This is a genomic window from Paenibacillus intestini, from assembly GCF_030803945.1.
In the GTDB taxonomy this organism is placed as follows: Bacteria; Bacillota; Bacilli; order Paenibacillales; family Paenibacillaceae; genus Paenibacillus; species Paenibacillus polysaccharolyticus.
This window is the reverse complement of record NZ_JAURUN010000019.1, coordinates 1-19,100: the sequence shown is the minus strand read 5'-3', so window position 1 is coordinate 19,100 and position 19,100 is coordinate 1. Positions and strand designations below refer to the sequence as shown.

Sequence of the window (19,100 nt, the reverse complement as noted above, 5' to 3'; positions counted from 1 at the left end):
GGATGATTATGAAAATTTCGTATTACACCCCTGACGGTTTCTATTATTATGTCCCTGACGAGTATGCAGAGCAGATCGAAGCGTGGAGAAATGAATTTTCTGATTTTTTGCAAAGCATTGAAGGTAAACATCCGTTCACTCAATATATGGAATCGATTAATTTCGATGATGAACTGGAATATGGGGTGTTTATTCGCAGTTACGGCGGGGATGATTTTATGGATTGGATCAACGTCGAAAAGTTGAAAAGCAGGGGAATCTATCGTATACCTGCACCACCAGACGATTCAGAGGTGGGAATCAGGATCGATTTTTGATTAGCTTGCCGCAGGGAAGCATCAACAGCAAAGTGAAAATGATTAAGTCAAGGTGAAAAGAACTAAAGCAAAGCAACATATTAAATTCAAGGTCATCCACGAATCTCAAAATCAAAAGCCCCGCTTCATCGTGCAGGCTGCACAATGAAGCGGGGCTTTGCTATTTCATTTTATCCCATGAAAGATTAAGGGGATTACGCTTTTTTCATCATTTGACGCAGTACCGTTTGCAGGATACCACCGTTGTGATAGTAATCCACATCAACCATGCTGTCCAGACGAGCGATAACAGGGAAGTCGAACTGTGTACCGTCTTCACGAGTTACGGTTACTTTCAATTCTTGACCTGGTTTCACATCGTTGCTCAGACCCGTGATGTCAAACGTCTCACGTCCGTTCAGGCCGAGGCTGGACCAGCCGTGACCTTCCTGGAATTGCAATGGCATAACGCCCATACCTACCAAGTTACTGCGGTGGATACGCTCGAAACTTTCTGCGATAACGGCTTTGACGCCGAGCAAGAACGTTCCTTTGGCTGCCCAGTCACGGGAGCTTCCTGTACCATATTCTTTACCTGCGATAACGATCAGGTTCTGTCCTTCATCCTGATACTTCATGGAAGCATCGTAGATGGACATTTCTTCGTCTGTTGGCAAGTATTTCGTAATACCACCCTCAGTCCCTGGAGCTACCTGGTTACGAATACGGATGTTGGCAAATGTACCACGCATCATGACTTCATGGTTACCACGGCGTGAACCGTAGGAGTTGAAGTCTTTGCGCTCTACGCCATGCTCTTTCAGATACAATCCAGCTGGACTGGACGGAGCAATGTTACCTGCTGGTGAAATATGGTCCGTTGTTACGGAGTCACCCAGCAATGCCATTACACGTGCAGCGCGGATATCGGAGATATCGTTCAGCTTGTCACCAAGCTCTTGGAAGAATGGCGGGTTCTGGATATAAGTGGAGTTCGGGTCCCACTCGTACAGTTCGCCTTCCGGTACAGCAATTTGGTTCCAACGCTCATTGGCAGTAAATACGTTCTCGTACTTGTTGCGGAACATCTGTGCATTCAGGGAGCTTGCAATCGCATCCTTGATCTCTTCGGAGCTAGGCCAGATGTCTTTCAGGAATACAGGTTGATTATTTTGGTCGTGACCGATTGGATCGGTTTCGAAGTCGATGTCGACTGTACCTGCCAGTGCGTAAGCAACAACCAGCGGTGGAGAAGCCAAGTAGTTCGCTTTTACTTGTGCGTGTACACGGCCTTCGAAGTTACGGTTACCGGACAATACAGCCGCTACAGTCATATCGTTGGCAGAGATCGCTTCGCTCACTTCATCCGGCAGTGGACCGGAGTTACCGATACATGTTGCACAGCCGTAACCGGCTACGTTGAATCCGAGTTGGTCGAGATAAGGGATCAGACCTGCTTTTTCCAGATACTCGGTAACGACGAGGGAACCTGGAGTCAAGCTGCTTTTCACATATCCTGGTTTAGTGAGACCAAGTTCAACCGCTTTTTTTGCGAGCAAACCAGCACCGACCATAACGCTAGGGTTGGATGTATTCGTACAGCTTGTGATCGCCGCGATGACTACAGCTCCAGCTTTCATCTCAGTAGTGGAACCGTCAGGGTGCTTCACAGGCACTTTTTGTTCAATCTTCTCATCGCTCAGTCCATATCCGCCTTTGTCGACAGGAGTACGGATGATGCTGTTGAAGCTTTCTTTCATTTGTGTCAGCTCGATACGGTCTTGTGGACGTTTTGGTCCTGCAAGACTTGGTACAACGGAGCCGAGATCCAGTTCAATTACATCCGTGAATTCCGGATCAACAGTGCTGGAAGTACGGAACATGCCTTGAGCTTTGTAATAAGCTTCAACCAGTTCTACTTGCTCGTCGGAACGTCCAGTGCTGCGCAGGTAGTTCAACGTTTCGCTGTCTACCGGGAAGAAACCGATCGTTGCGCCGTATTCCGGTGCCATGTTGGCAACTGTTGCACGGTCAGCAAGGCCAATGTTGGCAAGCCCTGGTCCGTAGAACTCAACGAATTTGCCGACAACGCCTTTTTTACGAAGCATTTGAGTAACGGTGAGCGCGAGGTCAGTTGCTGTTGCGCCTTCGCTCAGGCTACCTGTCAATTTGAAACCGATAACGTCTGGTGTTACAAAATAAAGCGGTTGGCCAAGCATACCTGCTTCGGCCTCGATACCACCTACACCCCAGCCGACAACGCCGAGACCGTTGATCATAGTGGTGTGGGAGTCTGTACCCACGAGGGAATCCGGGAATACAACCGTTTCGCCATCAACTGTTTTGGTTGCAGCCACGGAAGCAAGATACTCCAGGTTAACCTGGTGAACGATCCCTGTGGATGGTGGAACAGCACGGAAATTGTTGAATGCCGTTTGTGCCCAACGAAGGAAGCGATAACGTTCTTCGTTACGCTCGAATTCAACTTTGATGTTGTAATCAAGTGCATCACTGGTTCCGAAAGCATCAACCATAACGGAGTGGTCAATAACGAGATCAACGGGAACGAGCGGGTTGATCTGTTTTGGATCTCCGCCTGCTTTTTTCACGGTGTCACGCATTGCTGCAAGGTCAACAACAACCGGTACACCCGTGAAATCCTGCAATACGATCCGCGCAGGGATAAACGGAATTTCCTTATTATTATCACGGCCTTCAGCCCAGCCAGTCAGTTGTTTAACGTGTTCTTCGGTGATAGCACGTCCGTCGTATTGACGAATCGCTGCTTCAAGCAGAACTTTAATCGAGAAGGGAAGCTTGGAAAGGTCGCCGTGGCCGCCTTCCTGAAGAGCGTCAAGACTGTAGTAGCGGTAAGACTTGCCTCCAACCTCAAGCGTACGAGCGGCGGAGAAATGGTTCTTGGCTGACATACATGTACCTCCTTAAAATGTGTCGGTGAGATGAAGAAAACGTTCATTTCTAAATGAAGAACAGGCCTTCACCGTTCCGTGTTCTTGTTCAGTGGTTTCATCAGATGAAACATAATTTCAAAATCATAACTTTAGTTCTAAGTATACCGTTTTCACATCCGTACGTAAAGGGCTTTTTGCCTGTTCAAGCAAGCGTTTGAAAGGATGAAGGCGTTTTCTACATTCTGGCATGAGCGTGGATGATTTTGATCTTTTCAGGTCACAGATTTAGCTGCGTTATTTGAGCTGTGCACATACAACCGAGGTTCCTTTCATATGAATAATAGGAGCAGACTGAACTCATGCCAAAGGGGGACACAAGCTTGGAACGCGAATGGAAGAGTGCCTTATATACGTACGTCAACCAGTACAATCGCTGTGAGATCGATTACCGTCCACAGACGAGTGAACGGATCGTAACCGATCCCGAATTTGTGGTGGAACGGGGAGAACGCATGGCAAGGCTGGATGAATGGTATCGCAAACGGCGCGCCGTACCTCTTCGCAGCGAGACCAGCGCCAAGCTTGTGCGTACACTCATTGATGGATCTGAAGAAGCGGTGGTGGAAGTGCAACTGTACAGCAGGTTGTTCTATGAGAAGAGTGGCATCACCCACCGGGAAGATCGGATCGAACGGGAGCGATTAACCTTTTTGCGCGAAAATGGGCATTGGAGTATAGCGCGTGTGGAACGAGAAGTGCCGGAGCGCCGTCCAGCGGGAGAAGGGCGTCCGTATCAACAAGCTGATTTTGTACAGGCGGTGAATCGGCCGCTTCTGAATCGGGAAGTATTGGGTCAAGGCAGAAGTGCCAAAAGGCATATATATCGTCGGGATCTGGCTGTGGCCTACGCAGATCGATGGTGGAATGCGGGTAATCCGGCGTATGAAGAATTCGATGTGGACTGCACGAATTATGTGTCCCAGTGTCTCTTTGCAGGGGAAGCACCCATCCACTATACTGGTAGAAGAGAAGCGGGCTGGTGGTATAAAGGGTATGTAAACGGCGTGGAAATGTGGAGTTACAGCTGGGCTGTATCCAACAGCTTGGCAAGATATCTATCGGGTAGCAGCTGGGGGCTGACGGCCACCGAGGTGGATCGTCCTGAGCAGCTTATGCTCGGAGATGTCATTTTCTATGATTGGGACGGCGATGGAAGGTTCCAGCACAGCACGGTTGTTACCGCTTTTGACGCGGGGGGAATGCCGCTGGTGAACGCACATACGGTGAGCAGTCGCCATCGTTACTGGGATTACCGGGATTCCTATGCCTGGACGGAGCAGACGGTATACCGGCTTTTTCATATCGCGGACGAATTTTAACAGGGAAAGATTTGCGAGATTCGGTGACGCAGACAGCCCGTTCCGTGTAAAATAAGAACAGAGACCGGAAGCAGCAGGACAATAGCCTGTAACGGCTGCGCAGATAGCATTACGTACAGATATAATCGGAGGTTACGCATGAGTATGGATAAATTAAAAGTAGGCGTCGTATATGGCGGGAAATCAGGTGAGCACGAGGTATCGCTGCAAACGGCGTTTGCTGTAACAAATGCATTTGATTACGAGAAGTATGAACTGGTTCCTTTTTATATCTCCAAGCAGGGGACATGGAAAAAAGGAGCCGTGATGAATGCACCTTTTGCACGTATTGAAGATCTTAAACTGGAAAACTTTGCGGGCGGCACACAGGACGCACTGAACGCATTATTCGCACGATTGTACGGTGGAGCGGAGGCGCTGGACATTATGTTCCCGTTGCTTCACGGCACGTTTGGTGAAGATGGCACGATCCAGGGTATGTTCGAGATGGCGGATATGCCGTATGTTGGCGCAGGGGTGCTAGCTTCGGCAGGCGGCATGGACAAAGTAGTTATGAAAAAACTGTTCGCTCAAGCCGGGATTGACCAGTGTGCATTCACGTATTTTAACGCGACACAATGGAAACAGACGGAACACGAAATGATCGTACAGGTCGAAGACCAGCTGGGCTACCCGTGTTTCATCAAACCGGCTAACCTTGGCTCTAGTGTAGGTATTTCCAAAGCGCGTAACCGCGATGAACTGAAAACAGCGATTGAGTTTGCACTCCGGTATGATACCAAAGTAGTCATTGAGGAATTTGTGGAAGCACGTGAGGTTGAAGTTAGTGTGCTCGGAAATGATGAACCGATGGCTTCGGTTCCAGGCGAGATAGTATCCTCTGGTGAGTATTACGATTATGCAGCCAAATACATCGATGGCCAGTCCCAGATGCTGATTCCTGCACCGCTCGACCCTGAGGCAGCAGATCGCATTCGTGAAGCGGCTTTGCAGGCGTTCCGTGCCATTGAGGGTAACGGCATCTCTCGCGCAGATTTCTTCATTCGCAAGTCGGATGGAGCGCTACTGATTAACGAAGTGAACACGATGCCTGGCTTCACCCCGTACAGCATGTACCCGCTCTTGTGGCGCGAGACAGGTGTGTCATATGCTGAATTGCTGGATCGCATGATCGAACTGGGACTGGAGCGGTATAACCGCAAACAGGCACTGAATTACGAAAACGGCGTTCAGGCATAGCCTGGACGATCCGCTATCCAAGCTAGATTTCCACTATCAGGAGATTGGGAGGAATGTGCATGGGATTTCAGACAGAGTTTAATTCCGTATGTAAATTCAAGAGCGAACAAGAGTTATTTGAACTGCTTGAATACGGCCGCGGCAAAATGGTCAAACAAGGCTTTCGGGTATTTCCTACCGGGCAGAAGGTCATTGCTTACACTCCGGACAATGTAGCGGTGGCTATTGTGAAAATTGTGGCTTCCATTGCGGAAATCAATTTTCAGAACCAAGAAGTAACGGAAGTAGAGATGCAGCTTATTCGCAAGCTGACCGAGGAAGAATCACGCATCCAGACGGCGCTTGCCGATGAGATGTTCTTTGGGGAACAGGCTGAGGGTTAGAGTCTACCGTTGGTTACGATCATAGAGCCTTATAGGGTCTATCTCCTGTAAGAGAGCGATCGGCCGGATTTGCAATCACGGGATTACGCTCCCCTGTTTAGGGTAAAACTTGGTTATATACCATGTCGGCTTAGCTTCGCGGCTGTCTTCAGTCGTGCAAGTCTGTCCGTCCTAAACAGAGAGGAAGAAATTCATGCTTGTACGTTTCGGTTACGTGGCGATGTCGGTGCTGGTGGAGAATGCTTCGCCTTCCAAGACGATGACAATGGCTAGTTTTAATAAAATCGGCGACAGGGAAGCGGCGATTCGCAAGCTGGAACGCATTGCAGCCGAGAACCTGCACAATACCTTACGTTTACTTCGGCATAATAAAGGTAGCCATATTCATGTATATCGCTTTTCTTCGAAATTGATTCCACTGGCTACCCATGAAGATTTGAGTGACTGGGACCCGTTTCCGGCACTGAAACCGGATTTCGAAGCCATTGGCGACTTCGTGAAGGAAAATCAGATGCGCGTATCCTTTCATCCAGATCATTTTACCGTACTAAGCACCCCTCGCGAAGAGGTGTTGCGTAACTCGATGAAGGATCTTCGTCATCATGTCCGAATGCTGGATGCCATGGGCCTCAATGCGACAGCGAAGAATAATATTCATATTGGTGGTGCATACGGGGACAAGCCTTCAGCTGCACGGCGTTTTGAAGAAAATTTCCTGAAGCTGGATCGGGATATTCAGGAGCGACTGACGCTTGAAAATGATGATAAAACGTTCAATTCACCTGAGACACTCGCGGTATGTCAGAACATTGGGTTACCGATGGTGCTGGATATTCATCACCAGTGGGTGAATAACGAAGGCGAGCAGCCATGGGAGCTGTGGCCGGATATTTTAAAAACCTGGCAATCACCGCTTGCCCAGGCCGATGCACCTCCAAACCAGCCATTAGTCCCCAAAATCCATGTATCCAGCCCGAAGAGCGAAAAGGACCCTCGTGGTCATGCGGATGGAGTGGAGGTTGAGCCCATACTTGATTTTCTGCGCCATATTGCAGCGGATACACCGGCCCTTGATGTCATGATCGAGGCGAAGCGCAAGGATGAAGCCCTGGTGCAGCTGATGCAGAAACTGGCCTTTTATCAGGATGAAGGTGTTGAATGGGTGGACGAGTCCACGGTACGAATTCATCCGTGAAGCCAAAAGGGGCTTGGACAGCAAGAAACTTTACGAATGCTCAGACGTATACTTCTAACAAGTATTTTTAACTTTTTCGTAGATTGATATAGAAAGTAGAGTGAACGCTTTGAGTGAAAAGGAAAAGGTACCTTATGTCGTGACAAGCAAAAGCTATACTGCCGTTGCCATTAATGCTGCGTCCAAGGCGGGCGAGTGGATCAAGAGCCGTCTGGGTACGGTAAGTGAACTCGGAACGAAGTATTCTCCTCAAGATTTGGTGACCGAAGTGGATAAAGGGGCAGAGCAGATGATTCGGCGCCTGATTCTGACCCATTTTCCAGACCACGCCATTCTGGGGGAAGAGGGAGTTGAACCGGGGCCGGAAGCTTCAGCAAGAGCGCTGAAAGAGGCAGCAGAGGAAGAGTACCTCTGGATTGTTGATCCGGTGGATGGAACGACGAACTTTGTGCACGGATTCCCATTCTATTCAGTTTCCATTGCGCTTGCACATAAGGGCGAAGTAATTGTGGGTGTCATCTACGATCCTTCCCGTGACGAATTATTTGTTGCAGAAAAAGGAAAAGGAGCCTATGTGCACGGAAACCGGATGACGGTATCGGGTGAAGAAACATTGGCACAGAGCCTTGTGGCAGTAGGCTTCCCGGCAGATACAACATTTGCGTTGCCACTGAATATGGCCGCTGTTCAGGCCCTTGCTCCGCAGGTGCGCAATCTGCGCGCAGGCGGTTCGGCTGCCATTCATCTGGCTTATGTCGCTGCTGGTCGTCTGAGTGCTTATACGGAAGTGGGGCTCAAGCCGTGGGATATCGCGGCAGGTGCATTGCTGGTTGCGGAATCTGGCGGCAAGGTGACAGATACAATCGGAACACCATATACGCTAGCCGTGAATCATATCGTTGCCAGCAATGGCAAGATTCATGAGGCATTGACGGATGTACTTAAAAAAGCCAAGGCCACCGGACTGGAGTAAACACATACCACTTTATTATAGGAGCGAATAACGATGGATGAATCCAAAGAACTGGAACGACGGCTTAGCGACATGCTGACGGAAGGAGATATGGAAGCGTCTGGTGATGCTGAAGAGCAAGAACGTCAGCTCATTCCTCCGAAGTACGAGGTGCGTATTCAGACAGAACGAGATCCGATTGTGGAGGAAACGTTAAAGTTTCGTACGATGGCTCGTGAACTGGATGATCGATATGACCGGTATTTGGATCGTGCTGCCGGACTGAAATCGAAGGCGGACGGCGGACTGAAGTCAGGTCAGCGTGCGGATCGAGAGCAAGTTAGAAATTCAGGATCGGATAGCGAAGCGTAACATACAGGAAACATATGACCATTAATGGACATACCATCATAAGGATATACATTCTCAGTAGGATTGCTCTCATACGATAGAGACGGATTCTAACAATAATAGACTTCCCGGCATAGGGAAGTCTATTATTTTGCGCGCACATTTAGGCAAGAGGACAAAGCTATATTTGAAGTGATAGAATAGAGGTACACAAGCATATGTCATCGGAATGAATGGTGTACTATATAATCGTGTAAATGCTGGATTTAACTAAAGGAGTGTTCACAAGAATGAAGCGTAAACGTATTTGGAAAAACACCGCCGCAGGGCTGAGTGCCAGCATGCTGGCAGGTATGCTGCTACTTACACCGTCCACATTACCGGCACATGCTGCTGACGCCAAAACGGGCGTATTACCTGTGGCTTCAAATGAAGCATCGCTTACGGCAACCAAGAAAGATGCTACTGCGGTAACCAAAGAGTTCCGGATCGTCACATTGGGTGACTCCATTACTGTAGGATATGAGCCAAAGATGACAACATTGCCTTACGGTTACGTTGAGCGTTTGCAAGAACAAGGCTTGCTCCATGGGCGTACACAAGTAGATAACTTCGGCATCGCTGGACTTAAAACGAGCGGTTTGAAGAACTTCACCGATGCGATCAAGGAAGGCAAGACGCTGACTTCTGAAGCCATTCAACCGAGTCTGCCTGATCCAAGAGCAGGACAGATCGGAGCTAATACGGCTGCGATCCGTGAAAGCATTGCACAGGCTAATCTCGTTGCGATGACGATTGGCGGCAATGATGTTTCGGAGCTCCTTGGTACAGCGACTACGATGAGCGACCAAGAGCTGCAAGAGAAAGTGAAAGAGCTGCTATCAACGTATACAACCAATGTTACTGCTATTATTAATGATATTCATGAGATTAATCCATCTGCCCGGATTGTTATTGCTGACCAGTATCAGCCGATGCCGGAAGTAGCCGGCAAAGAGCTGTATACCAAGCTGATGCAGGCTTCCCAGGGATTCACACAAACGATTGATGGCATTGCTGCTCAGTTCACAGCTCAAGGTGCTGATGTGAAAGTAGCTCATGTAGCCAAAGATTTTGTGGGCGGTGAAGGCACGATGACACATATGATCAAAAATCGTGATTTCCACCCGAATCAGCTTGGATATGCTGCTATTGCTGAAGAGTTTGCGAAAACAATCTGGGGTGACTACACGAAACTGACCGCGCCAGATGCAGGCGAACCGATGAACATCATCGTAAGTGGCAAGATGTTGAACACACCGTATAAACCGGTTATTCGTAACGGCAAAAACTTCGTCGCGATCCAGGATATCGTGAATGCGGTGGGTGCCAAAACCGTTTGGGATAACAAAACGTCAACGGCAACCATTACCTACGGTGACCGCACAGTAGCTGTGAAGATCGGAGCGAATGCCGTGAAAGTGAACGGCGCATCCGTTGCAGTGGACACTCCGGCCTTTCTGAACAAAGTAGGCAAAGAAGCCAAAACGTATGTACCTGTGGCTATGGTAGCCGAAGGTCTGGGCTTTGATGTGCAGTATATTGCGAAGCTCAAAACGGTATTTGTAAATCCATAAAGTTTTTAATAGGGTTAAAAGTGATAAGGTGAACTCGTAAGGAGTGAACTTTATTCCAAAGATATCATGAGTGGCGAGGAGGGACTTGTTCCTGACTCGTCATTTTTTTGTTTTTGTGCTATACCTAACATTGCTCTCCTGAGTAACGCAACTCTCCTGGCATTATAATTCACTCACACGCTAACCAACGTTGCCACGTAGATAAACAAGTTCCACTAAAAAGTGTTATAGTCAGCTATCTTGATGATTGTATACCTTCTCAGATGACCCAAAATGTTGTATAAATATGACTTGTCATCCGACCATGGATGTGTAAATATGAAAATAACTTACAAGTAAACTGGCATATGCAACCCAATTCAGACCCTTATCAGCTTCATCGTAGGCCGGTATCCCTCTAATCCAGCAACCCTTCGCCAAGCAAAGGAGAGCTCCGAGTGAGTAAATTTAAAAACGCTTTCACCACACTGCCCATTCATCACAAAACGATGTTGCTGATTGGTTTTTTGATGTTGATCAGCTTTGCTTTCTACGTATCTGTCATGCAGTATGTGTTGAATATTTATGACCGCCAGATCTACGAGAAGTCATCACAGGTGCTGAATATGTCGTCCGTCGGCATAGAGAACAAGCTGCGCGAGTTATCCAATCTGTCCTTCAAAGTGATGTCGGATGAGCCCCTGCAACAGTATCTGCTGCAACTGGAGAAGGCAGAAACGGGGTACGAGCGGAATGGTCTTCGTAAAAAGATTACAAATCGACTTGTTGCCTATGCGGGCTCCGAGAAATATGTGTACTCCATGATCTTTATCGACAACGATAACAATGTCATGGCGGCAGGTAATCGGGAAGGTATCTCAGAGACGAAGCAACAGGAACTGATTTCGCTCGGTGAGCAGTATGCCGGTTCCAACGTATGGCTGGCAAGTGGAGATCAACAGGCAAGGCTGCTGTCGGTCAGACAGGTGAAGTCCTTTACGGGCGGAGCATTTACGCTGGAAAAATTGGGCACCTTGATTATCCGTGTTCGGCTTGATCGGATCGTACAGGATCAGATGCAGGAACCAGCGGAGGACTCCCAGCTGCTCATCGTTGATGGGACGGAAGTCATCTATCCGACCGAATCCACTGTTAGCAAGTCCGAAATCGCAAGTGAGCTGAAGCGGACTCAACCTTACGGAATTGCGACATTGGAGCAGGGCAAGTATTTTGTTGCCCGTACACACTCGTCCTATACCGACTGGAACTATTTGTACACGACCCCATTTGATCAGATGTTCAAGCAGATTCAATTTGTCAAACAGCTGGTCATGGTCATTTTTATTATGATCTTCCTGGTAGCGCTTGTGATTGGAGCCAAATTCTCTCGCAGCATCACCCATCCGATTGCGCAATTAATCAAGAAAATGCGTAATATTGAAAAAGGGGATCTGGATAAACTGGAGGAAGCAGCCCTTGGCAACATTTCCGTATCTCCGCAAAATGAAGTCGGACTGCTGCATCGAACGTTCAAGATGATGTTACAGCGGATTCGAGAGCTGATTGATGAGAATTATGCGAAGCAACTCGTCATTCGTGAAACAGAGTTGAAAGCGCTTCAAGCGCAGATCAATCCACACTTTTTATATAACACGCTTGAATCCATTAACTGGATGGCCAAAATGCAGAAACAGCATCAAATCTCCGAGATGGTTGAAGCACTTGGCTTCCTTCTGCGCAGTTCGGTCAATATGTCCGAGAAGTGGATTACGCTAGAGCGAGAGCTGGATATAGTACGAAGCTATGTGACGATTCAGCGTACCCGGTTTGAGGAAAGACTTGATTTTGACATGCATATAGCTCCTGAGGTTGGAACTGCACGAATTCCCAAGTTAACATTACAGCCGCTTGTGGAAAATGCCATTCATTATGCGCTGGAACCAAGCATTGAACCTTGTCAGATTCGAATCCGTGCCAGAGCAGAAGGGGAGCATATTCGGATTGAAGTTGAGGATAACGGACCGGGTATGACCTCCGAATTCATGGAACGTTTGCAGGAAGGGCAGATTCAGACCAGAGGGCAGGGCATAGGGTTAACCAATATTCAGGAACGTCTCAGGCTGACCTTTGGTGATGAAGGCACCATGAGCATAAGTAGCAAGCCTGGATCAGGAACTGTAGTATCGATCAGCATACCTTGGATCAGAGAGGACGATGACGATGTACAAAGTGATGCTCGTAGATGATGAACGTGTCATCCTGGAGGGGATTTCTCAGGTAGTTGACTGGGCGGCTGCAGGGACAGAGCTTGTGGGTACAGCCAGAAATGGAGTGGAAGCTCTGGGGAAAATCGAAATCGCGAGACCGGATATCATTATTACCGATATTTCCATGCCGGGTCTGGATGGTCTGGGTCTGATCGAGAAGGCTTCGGAGGCTTATCCGGCAGTACGTTTTATCATGTTATCCGGCTACAAGGAGTTTGAGTATGCTCGCAAGGCGATGCAATACGGGGTGAAGCATTATCTGCTCAAACCTTGCAACGAGAGTCAGATTCATGATGCCCTGGTTGAGTTATTACAGGAGCGCCAGGATGCGCAGGTGAAAGAACATGTGGCAGGAGAGATCAAGCAACGTCTGCAACGAGTGCTTCCCCATGTGAAGGAACAATTTCTGCTCGAGTTCATGACCAATCGTACGTATGGGCCCGTGGATTTGGCGTATTATCAGGATTTATTCAATCTGGAGCTCCAACAGAACAGCGTCCGGTTGCTGTTGCTTCGTATTGTGGATGAACATGATTATAGCCATTTATTTGCGATTAAAAATATAGCTGCCGACCTTCTTCCCGATGTTCTGTTGAGCACAACGATTGAAGGCAAGCTCTTAATTGTGCTGGCAGATACCGTGGATGTAGATGTGCTGCAGGAACGGATTGATGCTGTTCGCGAGACGTTTACCTGTCTGTACAAATTACAACTCACAGCTGCCCTCAGCGAAGCGGATCATATGACTGAGTCCCGGCGATTGTTCCGTGAAGTGATGCAGTATTTGAATCATCGTTTTTTCATTGGAGAGGGCAAACTCATTACCAAGAATGATGTGGTGCTGGCAGGGGAGTGTGACGGTGTGAATGTGGAGCAGGATGCCGAGCAGCTGTGCCAGTTCATTAAATCGGGCAATACGGAGGAAGTTGCCGCAGACGTACATCGTTTGTTTGAGCAACTGGCAGACCAGAAGCTGGATATCGAGGTGACACGCGCTTATGTGGTGCAGTTATACTCTGCCATGATTCAAGTCTGTCCGCCAGAGGAGGCAACCGATTTCACGCAGCGAATGGCGGAACTGACAGATATTGATACGCTGCCTGATCTGAATACATTTGTGGCAGATAGTGCTGCCAGGTTAACCGCCGGTTATTATAAGAATTACATCAGCCGCCAATCATCGGCGGTGGAGAAAATGATGGACATCGTGGACCGTCACTATGGTGAGGCTGACCTTTCCTTGAGTGGAGTGGCACACCAGATGTTGTATATGAATCCGGACTACCTCGGCAAAATTTTCAAAAGAGTCACCGGCGAAAACTTCTCTAATTACGTCAATCGTCTGCGCATTGAACGGGCGTGTGAACATATTCGCAGAGGTGGGGATGTAAAGGTGTTTGAGTTGGCTGAATTATTTGGTTTTGGAGGTAACTCGCAATATTTCAGTCAGGTGTTCAAAAAATGGACCGGGATGACACCTACCGAATTTCGCAGAATTGGCGTCTAACAATGAATTGTCCATAACAAATCTGTATGAATGCGATGTAATTCCATATCTAAAGAGGAGGATAACCGGCGCTTGCAGCGTCAGGGATGTCCTCCTCTGTTTTTTGAACCAACAAGACGGTTTTGTGTATTCAACTTGGATCGTACATTTGCGAAAATGACATTATCAAGTTTGTGAAAGCGTTATCAGAGTATCGTTAACAAGATCGAGATAACACGTTCACAATACCATATCAGCATAAAAAGGGGAGATTGGCATGGTGAAAAAGGCAATATTCCTGATGATGGCTGCGTTGCTTGTTTTTACAGCAGCGTGTAGCTCAGGTGGAGGCAGCGAACAGGGATCTGGGAGCAAGGATGATTCGGTAAACCTGCGTATCGCATGGTGGGGCTCGGATACACGGCATGAATATACACAGAAGGTCATCGACCTGTATAAAACGAAAAATCCAAACGTCAAAATTGATGTGGAATACGCTTCTTTTGATGACTACTGGAAAAAGCTTGCCCCGCAAGCTGCAGCCAACCAGCTGCCTGACATTATTCAGATGGATATTTCCTACATCAGCCAATATGCACAGAACGGTCAGCTTGAAGATCTCGCACCGTATCTGGGCAATCAGATTAAGGTGGATGATGTGGCCGAGAATGTCATCAGCACAGGTGTAATCAACGGCAAACAGTACGGTGTACCAGCCGGGGTTAACGTACTTGGTTTTCAATATGATCCTGCGTTGCTTAAGAAGGCTGGCGTAGATGCCATGCCTGAAAATCTGACATGGAAATCTTACGAAGCGCTTGGTAAACAAGCAGCAGAGAAGGGACTGTATCTGGATGGCGGCGTAGCTCCGGATATCTTCTTCCACTATTTCCTGCGTACCAAGGGCAAATCGCTCTACAACCCGGAAGGAACCGGGCTTGGTTATGATGACGATGCGCTGTTCGTAGAGTTTTTCGGATTAATGCAACGCATGATCGAGCAGAAGGCCGCACCTTCACCAGATGTGGCTAACCAAACGAAAGGCATCATTGAAGAATCCGATTTGGTCAAAGAAAAAGGAATCGGTGTATGGCAATGGTCGAACCAGTTCGTCGCTTTGCAACAGGTAGCTAACCGCCCACTTGCCATTGCGCCAATGCCGGGACCGGATATGGAAAAAGGACTTTATATGCAGCCAAGTATGTACTGGGGTGTAACGTCCAACTCCAAGGTGAAGGAAGAAGCAGCGAAGTTCATTGACTTCTGGGTGAATGACGAAGAGGCCAACAAACTGATCAAAGGGGAGCGCGGTGTTCCGATCTCCGGGAAAATCAAAGAGGCCATCGCTCCTGAACTGAGTGATGCAACGAAACAGGTATTTGAATTCGTGGCATCGATGGAGCCGAAAGCTTCTCCAATGAGCCCACCTCCACCGGTTGGATCACCGGAGGTCATCTCTTCACTCGCTGATGTAGTGGAGGAGCTGAACTTTGGCAAGATTACTGCCGAACAGGCGGCACAGACGTTCCGTAAAAATGCAGAATCCGTGCTTGCCAACAATAAATAACAATTGAATGATGGCTTGCTCGTCCCGCTTGCAGGGATGGACGGGAACCGGGCTGCTCGCTGACGGCGAGGGCCTTTCCCCGTCCTGTCTGCAACATGAAGACGGCCGCAAGCTGATCCATGAAGGAGGTACGTTCCACTTGAGGCAGTATTCTTCATTGCGTAGAAACTTGACGGGATATGCTTTTATCAGCCCATTTATTATTGGTTTTCTTGGATTTACGCTTATCCCGATGTTCGTTTCCCTCTACATGTCGTTTACGAGTTATAACCTGTTCACCTCTCCCAAATGGATTGGGATGGACAACTATACCAAGATGTTTTTTGACGATCCAAAATACTGGAATTCGGTGAAGGTTACGTTTCTATATGTATTCATAGGGGTGCCGTTAAGGCTGATTTTTGCCCTCTTTGTCGCAATGATTCTGAACACGGGCTCTCGCATGGTGGGAACGTACCGTACATTGTACTATCTGCCTTCCATCATCGGTGGTAGCGTAGCTGTATCCATTATGTGGCGTAACCTGTTCAGTAACGAAGGTGTCATTAACAGTGCGATGACTGCCATCGGCATTGGTCCAGTCAGTTGGTTTGGTGATCCGGATGCGGCGCTTGTTATGCTGATTTCCCTATCTGTATGGCAATTTGGTTCCTCAATGCTAATCTTTCTGGCAGGACTCAAAAATATCTCTCCCGAGATGTATGAGGCCGCAGGGGTGGATGGAGCGAATCCCGTTCGGAAATTTTTCAGCATCACGCTGCCGCTGCTCAGTCCAATTGTGCTGTTCAATCTGATTATGCAGACGATCGGTGCATTTATGACCTTTGTGCCTGCCTATATCATCTCCAAAGGAGAGGGTGGACCGATGGACGGAACGATGCTGTACTCGTTATATCTGTTCCGTCAGGCATTTATGTTTAACAACATGGGTTATGCTTCGGCAATGGCTTGGATCATGTTGATTATGATTGGTGTGCTTACAGCGGTTGTGTTCCTGACATCTAAATTCTGGGTGTTTTACGAATCTGAAGGAGGGAAGTAATCATGGTGTGGAGAAATGTAAAATGGCCTATCTATCATCTGTTCGTTGCCGCACTTGCCCTTCTGATGCTCTACCCGGTGCTGTGGATGTTATTCAGTTCTTTCAAGGAGAGCCGCACGATTTTTGTAACAGCAGAGAGCCTGTTTCCGACCGAATGGATCTGGTCGAACTATGTGGACGGCTGGAAAGGAACGGCTGGAAGGCCGTTTATGGACTACATCACCAATTCACTGATCATAGTGGTCATCTCTACGATTGGGGCAGTGCTTTCCTCGTCACTGATCGCGTTTGGTTTTGCCAGACTGAATTTCAAAGGACGTACCTTCTGGTTCTCTCTGATGATGCTTACGCTGATGTTGCCGCACGACGTCGTACTGGTTCCGCAGTATATTATCTTTACCAAGCTGGGCTGGCTGAACACGATTCTGCCGATTGTTGTACCTACATTCTTCGGGATGCCGTTTTTCATCTTCCTGATGGTGCAGTTTATTCGCACGATTCCGAAAGAGCTGGACGAGGCAGCAACGATTGATGGCTGTAACAAGTTCAGGCTGTACATCCAGATCATCATGCCTTTGATCAAATCTTCGCTGGCAACAGCAGCAATCTTCTCCTTTTACTGGAGATGGGAAGACTTGCTCGGGCCGGTGCTGTATCTGAATTCGCCTGACAAGTACACCGTATCCATGGCGCTCAAAATGTTCCTCGATAGTGAATCTGCCTCCAACTGGGGGGCGATGTTCGCGATGTCGATTGTCAGTCTGGTGCCGGTTGTGGCTGTATTCTTCATCTTCCAGAAGCAGATTGTGCAAGGCATGAGCACGAGTGGTTTGAAGGGGTAACGAGGCGAGCGCATCAAACCAATAATACATGGAGGAGAAAATTAGTGGATGCAGCAGACTTGGAAAACGCAGAACATGCAGAAAAAGTAGAACAAGTAGAACAAAAGAGGTCCTCGTGGAAGTTTAGTTTTGGCCCGATCACAGCTCAATCTGATCGTAGATCAGAAATCGTATCGGAATCCACGTTAAGCATGAGGAAGTCCGATAAGGAAGCTTGCAGAGAAGGCATCCATACGAATGTAAGAAAAGCAGATGGCTATGTGGCTGTTTCGTCTACAACGATATACGATGAGAGCCAAGGATTCGGATTTGAACCCGGTTCGCTGGTGTATGAAAAGCAACGGGTTGAAGAGCAGGAATCTAGGTTACCTTCTTCAAAAGGGGATTATCCACCGCAAGGGCAGGCAACAATGTCTGGCCGCTTGCGTTCCAGCTTTTGCATCCCGCTTAAGGCATCGTTTGTCGTCGATGTGCCCGACGGGACGTATCAGGTATTACTGATTGCCGGAGATCCGCTTGCGGATACAATCACGCGTGTCAAAGCAGGAGGAGGTCGGCTGATGTTACCCACGATTCGCACGGTGGCTGGGCAATGCGCAGAAATGCGGTTTGTCGTTGTTGTTCGCGGGGGAAAGCTTCGCCTGGCCTTCTCGGGACCTGCACCTCGGATCAATGCAATGGAAATAACGCTGGCCAATCAAACGATGACCGTGTTTCTCGCGGGGGATTCAACGGTAACAGATCAGCCAGAGAGTGGATACCCGTATTGCGGCTGGGGACAACTACTGCCTGCACAGTTCAAACATGATGTTGCCGTGGATAACCATGCACAGTCAGGGCGGAGTTCCCGTAGTTTTATTCATGAAGGCCGCTTGGATGCAATTAGGGAGCAAATAGAGCCCGATGACTTCCTATTTATTCAATTTGGACATAACGACGAGAAGCCTGACCCGGAACGGGGGACAGATCCTTTTACCACTTATAAGCAGTATTTGAAAAAATATATTGATGCCGCACGCGAGGCTGAGGCGCGTCCGGTGCTGATCACACCAGTGCATCGCCGATACTTTGCGAAAGACGGCACATTGACCGATACACACGGCGATTATATCACTGCCGTACGTGAACTTGCGGCAGATGAAGAAGTGCCGCTAATCGATCTGGCCGAACGCAGCCGCCTGATGTTTGAGCAGGCGGGTAAAGAAGGAACCAAAGATGATTTTATGTGGGTGTTGCCTGGCGAATATATCAACTTCCCAACAGGGATGGAAGATAATACACATTTTCAGGAGCGAGGCGCACGCCGCTTGGCAGAGCAGGTGGCTGAAGCTATCCGCGAGATGCATTTGCAACCATTGCAGATGTATTTGCGTTGAAACGGAAGCTATACAATTACTTATATATTATAAGCGAGTAGAGCGAAGCAACGAGCACAAAAAAATGGCCCAACGAAGCGAAGGCCATGCCTTTTAAAAGCAGTGGAGGGTGAGCGAGGCAGCGAGGTGGGCGGAATCGGGAAAAGGGAGCAAAGCGCCCGCGTTTGGCACGGGATTTCCCCCTTGGAGGGGAATAGAAGAAATCCCGGACCAACAGC

15 protein-coding genes are annotated in these 19,100 nt (G+C 48.4%); 14 read left to right on the top strand and 1 reads right to left on the bottom strand.

The genetic code is table 11. The features are described 5' to 3' along the window. Positions 1-2 precede the first annotated feature (2 nt). Positions 3-317, top strand: coding sequence for a hypothetical protein (locus J2T16_RS27645; protein ID WP_336121200.1), 315 nt, complete (start codon positions 3-5; stop codon positions 315-317). A gap of 194 nt (positions 318-511) precedes the next feature. Here the strand turns inward: J2T16_RS27645 and acnA are convergent, their stop codons facing one another. Next, positions 512-3,226 carry an aconitate hydratase AcnA gene (acnA, locus tag J2T16_RS27640; protein WP_154891911.1) on the bottom strand — a complete coding sequence of 905 codons (2,715 nt, stop codon included), beginning with the start codon at positions 3,224-3,226 and terminating at the stop codon, positions 512-514. A gap of 362 nt (positions 3,227-3,588) precedes the next feature. Between acnA and J2T16_RS27635 the strand changes: the two genes are divergently transcribed. The 13 genes from J2T16_RS27635 to J2T16_RS27575 all read left to right on the top strand — a co-directional run bounded on the left by J2T16_RS27635 (position 3,589) and on the right by J2T16_RS27575 (position 18,882). Next, positions 3,589-4,587: an amidase domain-containing protein gene (locus J2T16_RS27635; RefSeq protein WP_418792677.1), complete on the top strand. Its 999-nt coding sequence runs from the start codon at positions 3,589-3,591 to the stop codon at positions 4,585-4,587. A 138-nt stretch (positions 4,588-4,725) separates the two neighbouring features. Further along, positions 4,726-5,826 (top strand): D-alanine--D-alanine ligase, encoded by a 1,101-nt coding sequence (locus J2T16_RS27630; protein WP_154891913.1) that lies wholly within the window; start codon positions 4,726-4,728, stop codon positions 5,824-5,826. Between the two features lie 59 nt (positions 5,827-5,885). Beyond that, a complete protein-coding gene (locus J2T16_RS27625) occupies positions 5,886-6,209 on the top strand; it encodes a hypothetical protein (RefSeq protein WP_090924555.1) in 324 nt (107 codons plus the stop codon). A 193-nt stretch (positions 6,210-6,402) separates the two neighbouring features. Beyond that, positions 6,403-7,404, top strand: coding sequence for a UV DNA damage repair endonuclease UvsE (gene uvsE, locus J2T16_RS27620; protein ID WP_090924554.1), 1,002 nt, complete (start codon positions 6,403-6,405; stop codon positions 7,402-7,404). A gap of 109 nt (positions 7,405-7,513) precedes the next feature. Then, positions 7,514-8,377, top strand: coding sequence for an inositol monophosphatase family protein (locus tag J2T16_RS27615; protein WP_221791419.1), 864 nt, complete (start codon positions 7,514-7,516; stop codon positions 8,375-8,377). Positions 8,378-8,410: 33 nt separating this feature from the next. Continuing rightward, positions 8,411-8,728 carry a hypothetical protein gene (locus tag J2T16_RS27610; RefSeq protein WP_339835257.1) on the top strand — a complete coding sequence of 106 codons (318 nt, stop codon included), beginning with the start codon at positions 8,411-8,413 and terminating at the stop codon, positions 8,726-8,728. A 269-nt stretch (positions 8,729-8,997) separates the two neighbouring features. Further along, positions 8,998-10,323: an SGNH/GDSL hydrolase family protein gene (locus J2T16_RS27605; protein WP_336121196.1), complete on the top strand. Its 1,326-nt coding sequence runs from the start codon at positions 8,998-9,000 to the stop codon at positions 10,321-10,323. 437 nt (positions 10,324-10,760) lie between these two features. Next, entirely contained in the window at positions 10,761-12,548 is a 1,788-nt protein-coding gene (locus J2T16_RS27600; protein WP_499020011.1) for a cache domain-containing sensor histidine kinase, read from the top strand. Then, positions 12,523-14,076, top strand: coding sequence for a response regulator transcription factor (locus J2T16_RS27595; protein ID WP_499020009.1), 1,554 nt, complete (start codon positions 12,523-12,525; stop codon positions 14,074-14,076). Before J2T16_RS27600 ends, J2T16_RS27595 begins: the two co-directional genes overlap by 26 nt. A 256-nt stretch (positions 14,077-14,332) precedes the next feature. After that, entirely contained in the window at positions 14,333-15,622 is a 1,290-nt protein-coding gene (locus J2T16_RS27590; RefSeq protein WP_499020007.1) for an ABC transporter substrate-binding protein, read from the top strand. Positions 15,623-15,761: 139 nt separating this feature from the next. Continuing rightward, positions 15,762-16,664 carry a carbohydrate ABC transporter permease gene (locus J2T16_RS27585; RefSeq protein ID WP_499020040.1) on the top strand — a complete coding sequence of 301 codons (903 nt, stop codon included), beginning with the start codon at positions 15,762-15,764 and terminating at the stop codon, positions 16,662-16,664. Positions 16,665-16,666: 2 nt separating this feature from the next. Continuing rightward, positions 16,667-17,506: a carbohydrate ABC transporter permease gene (locus J2T16_RS27580; RefSeq protein ID WP_090924547.1), complete on the top strand. Its 840-nt coding sequence runs from the start codon at positions 16,667-16,669 to the stop codon at positions 17,504-17,506. Positions 17,507-17,697: 191 nt separating this feature from the next. Continuing rightward, entirely contained in the window at positions 17,698-18,882 is a 1,185-nt protein-coding gene (locus J2T16_RS27575; RefSeq protein WP_499020039.1) for a rhamnogalacturonan acetylesterase, read from the top strand. Positions 18,883-19,100 lie beyond the last annotated feature (218 nt).

What these genes read in the sequence shown, in the direction of transcription:
- J2T16_RS27595 (WP_499020009.1), top strand. Translation starts at nt 12,523, where the DNA reads ATGTACAAAGTGATGCTCGTAGATGATGAACGTGTCATCCTGGAGGGG.
- J2T16_RS27610 (WP_339835257.1), top strand. Translation starts at nt 8,411, where the DNA reads ATGGATGAATCCAAAGAACTGGAACGACGGCTTAGCGACATGCTGACG.
- J2T16_RS27630 (WP_154891913.1), top strand. Translation starts at nt 4,726, where the DNA reads ATGAGTATGGATAAATTAAAAGTAGGCGTCGTATATGGCGGGAAATCA.
- uvsE (WP_090924554.1), top strand. Translation starts at nt 6,403, where the DNA reads ATGCTTGTACGTTTCGGTTACGTGGCGATGTCGGTGCTGGTGGAGAAT.
- acnA (WP_154891911.1), bottom strand. Translation starts at nt 3,226, where the DNA reads ATGTCAGCCAAGAACCATTTCTCCGCCGCTCGTACGCTTGAGGTTGGA.
- J2T16_RS27625 (WP_090924555.1), top strand. Translation starts at nt 5,886, where the DNA reads ATGGGATTTCAGACAGAGTTTAATTCCGTATGTAAATTCAAGAGCGAA.
- J2T16_RS27580 (WP_090924547.1), top strand. Translation starts at nt 16,667, where the DNA reads ATGGTGTGGAGAAATGTAAAATGGCCTATCTATCATCTGTTCGTTGCC.
- J2T16_RS27575 (WP_499020039.1), top strand. Translation starts at nt 17,698, where the DNA reads ATGAGGAAGTCCGATAAGGAAGCTTGCAGAGAAGGCATCCATACGAAT.
- J2T16_RS27605 (WP_336121196.1), top strand. Translation starts at nt 8,998, where the DNA reads ATGAAGCGTAAACGTATTTGGAAAAACACCGCCGCAGGGCTGAGTGCC.
- J2T16_RS27645 (WP_336121200.1), top strand. Translation starts at nt 3, where the DNA reads ATGATTATGAAAATTTCGTATTACACCCCTGACGGTTTCTATTATTAT.
- J2T16_RS27590 (WP_499020007.1), top strand. Translation starts at nt 14,333, where the DNA reads ATGGTGAAAAAGGCAATATTCCTGATGATGGCTGCGTTGCTTGTTTTT.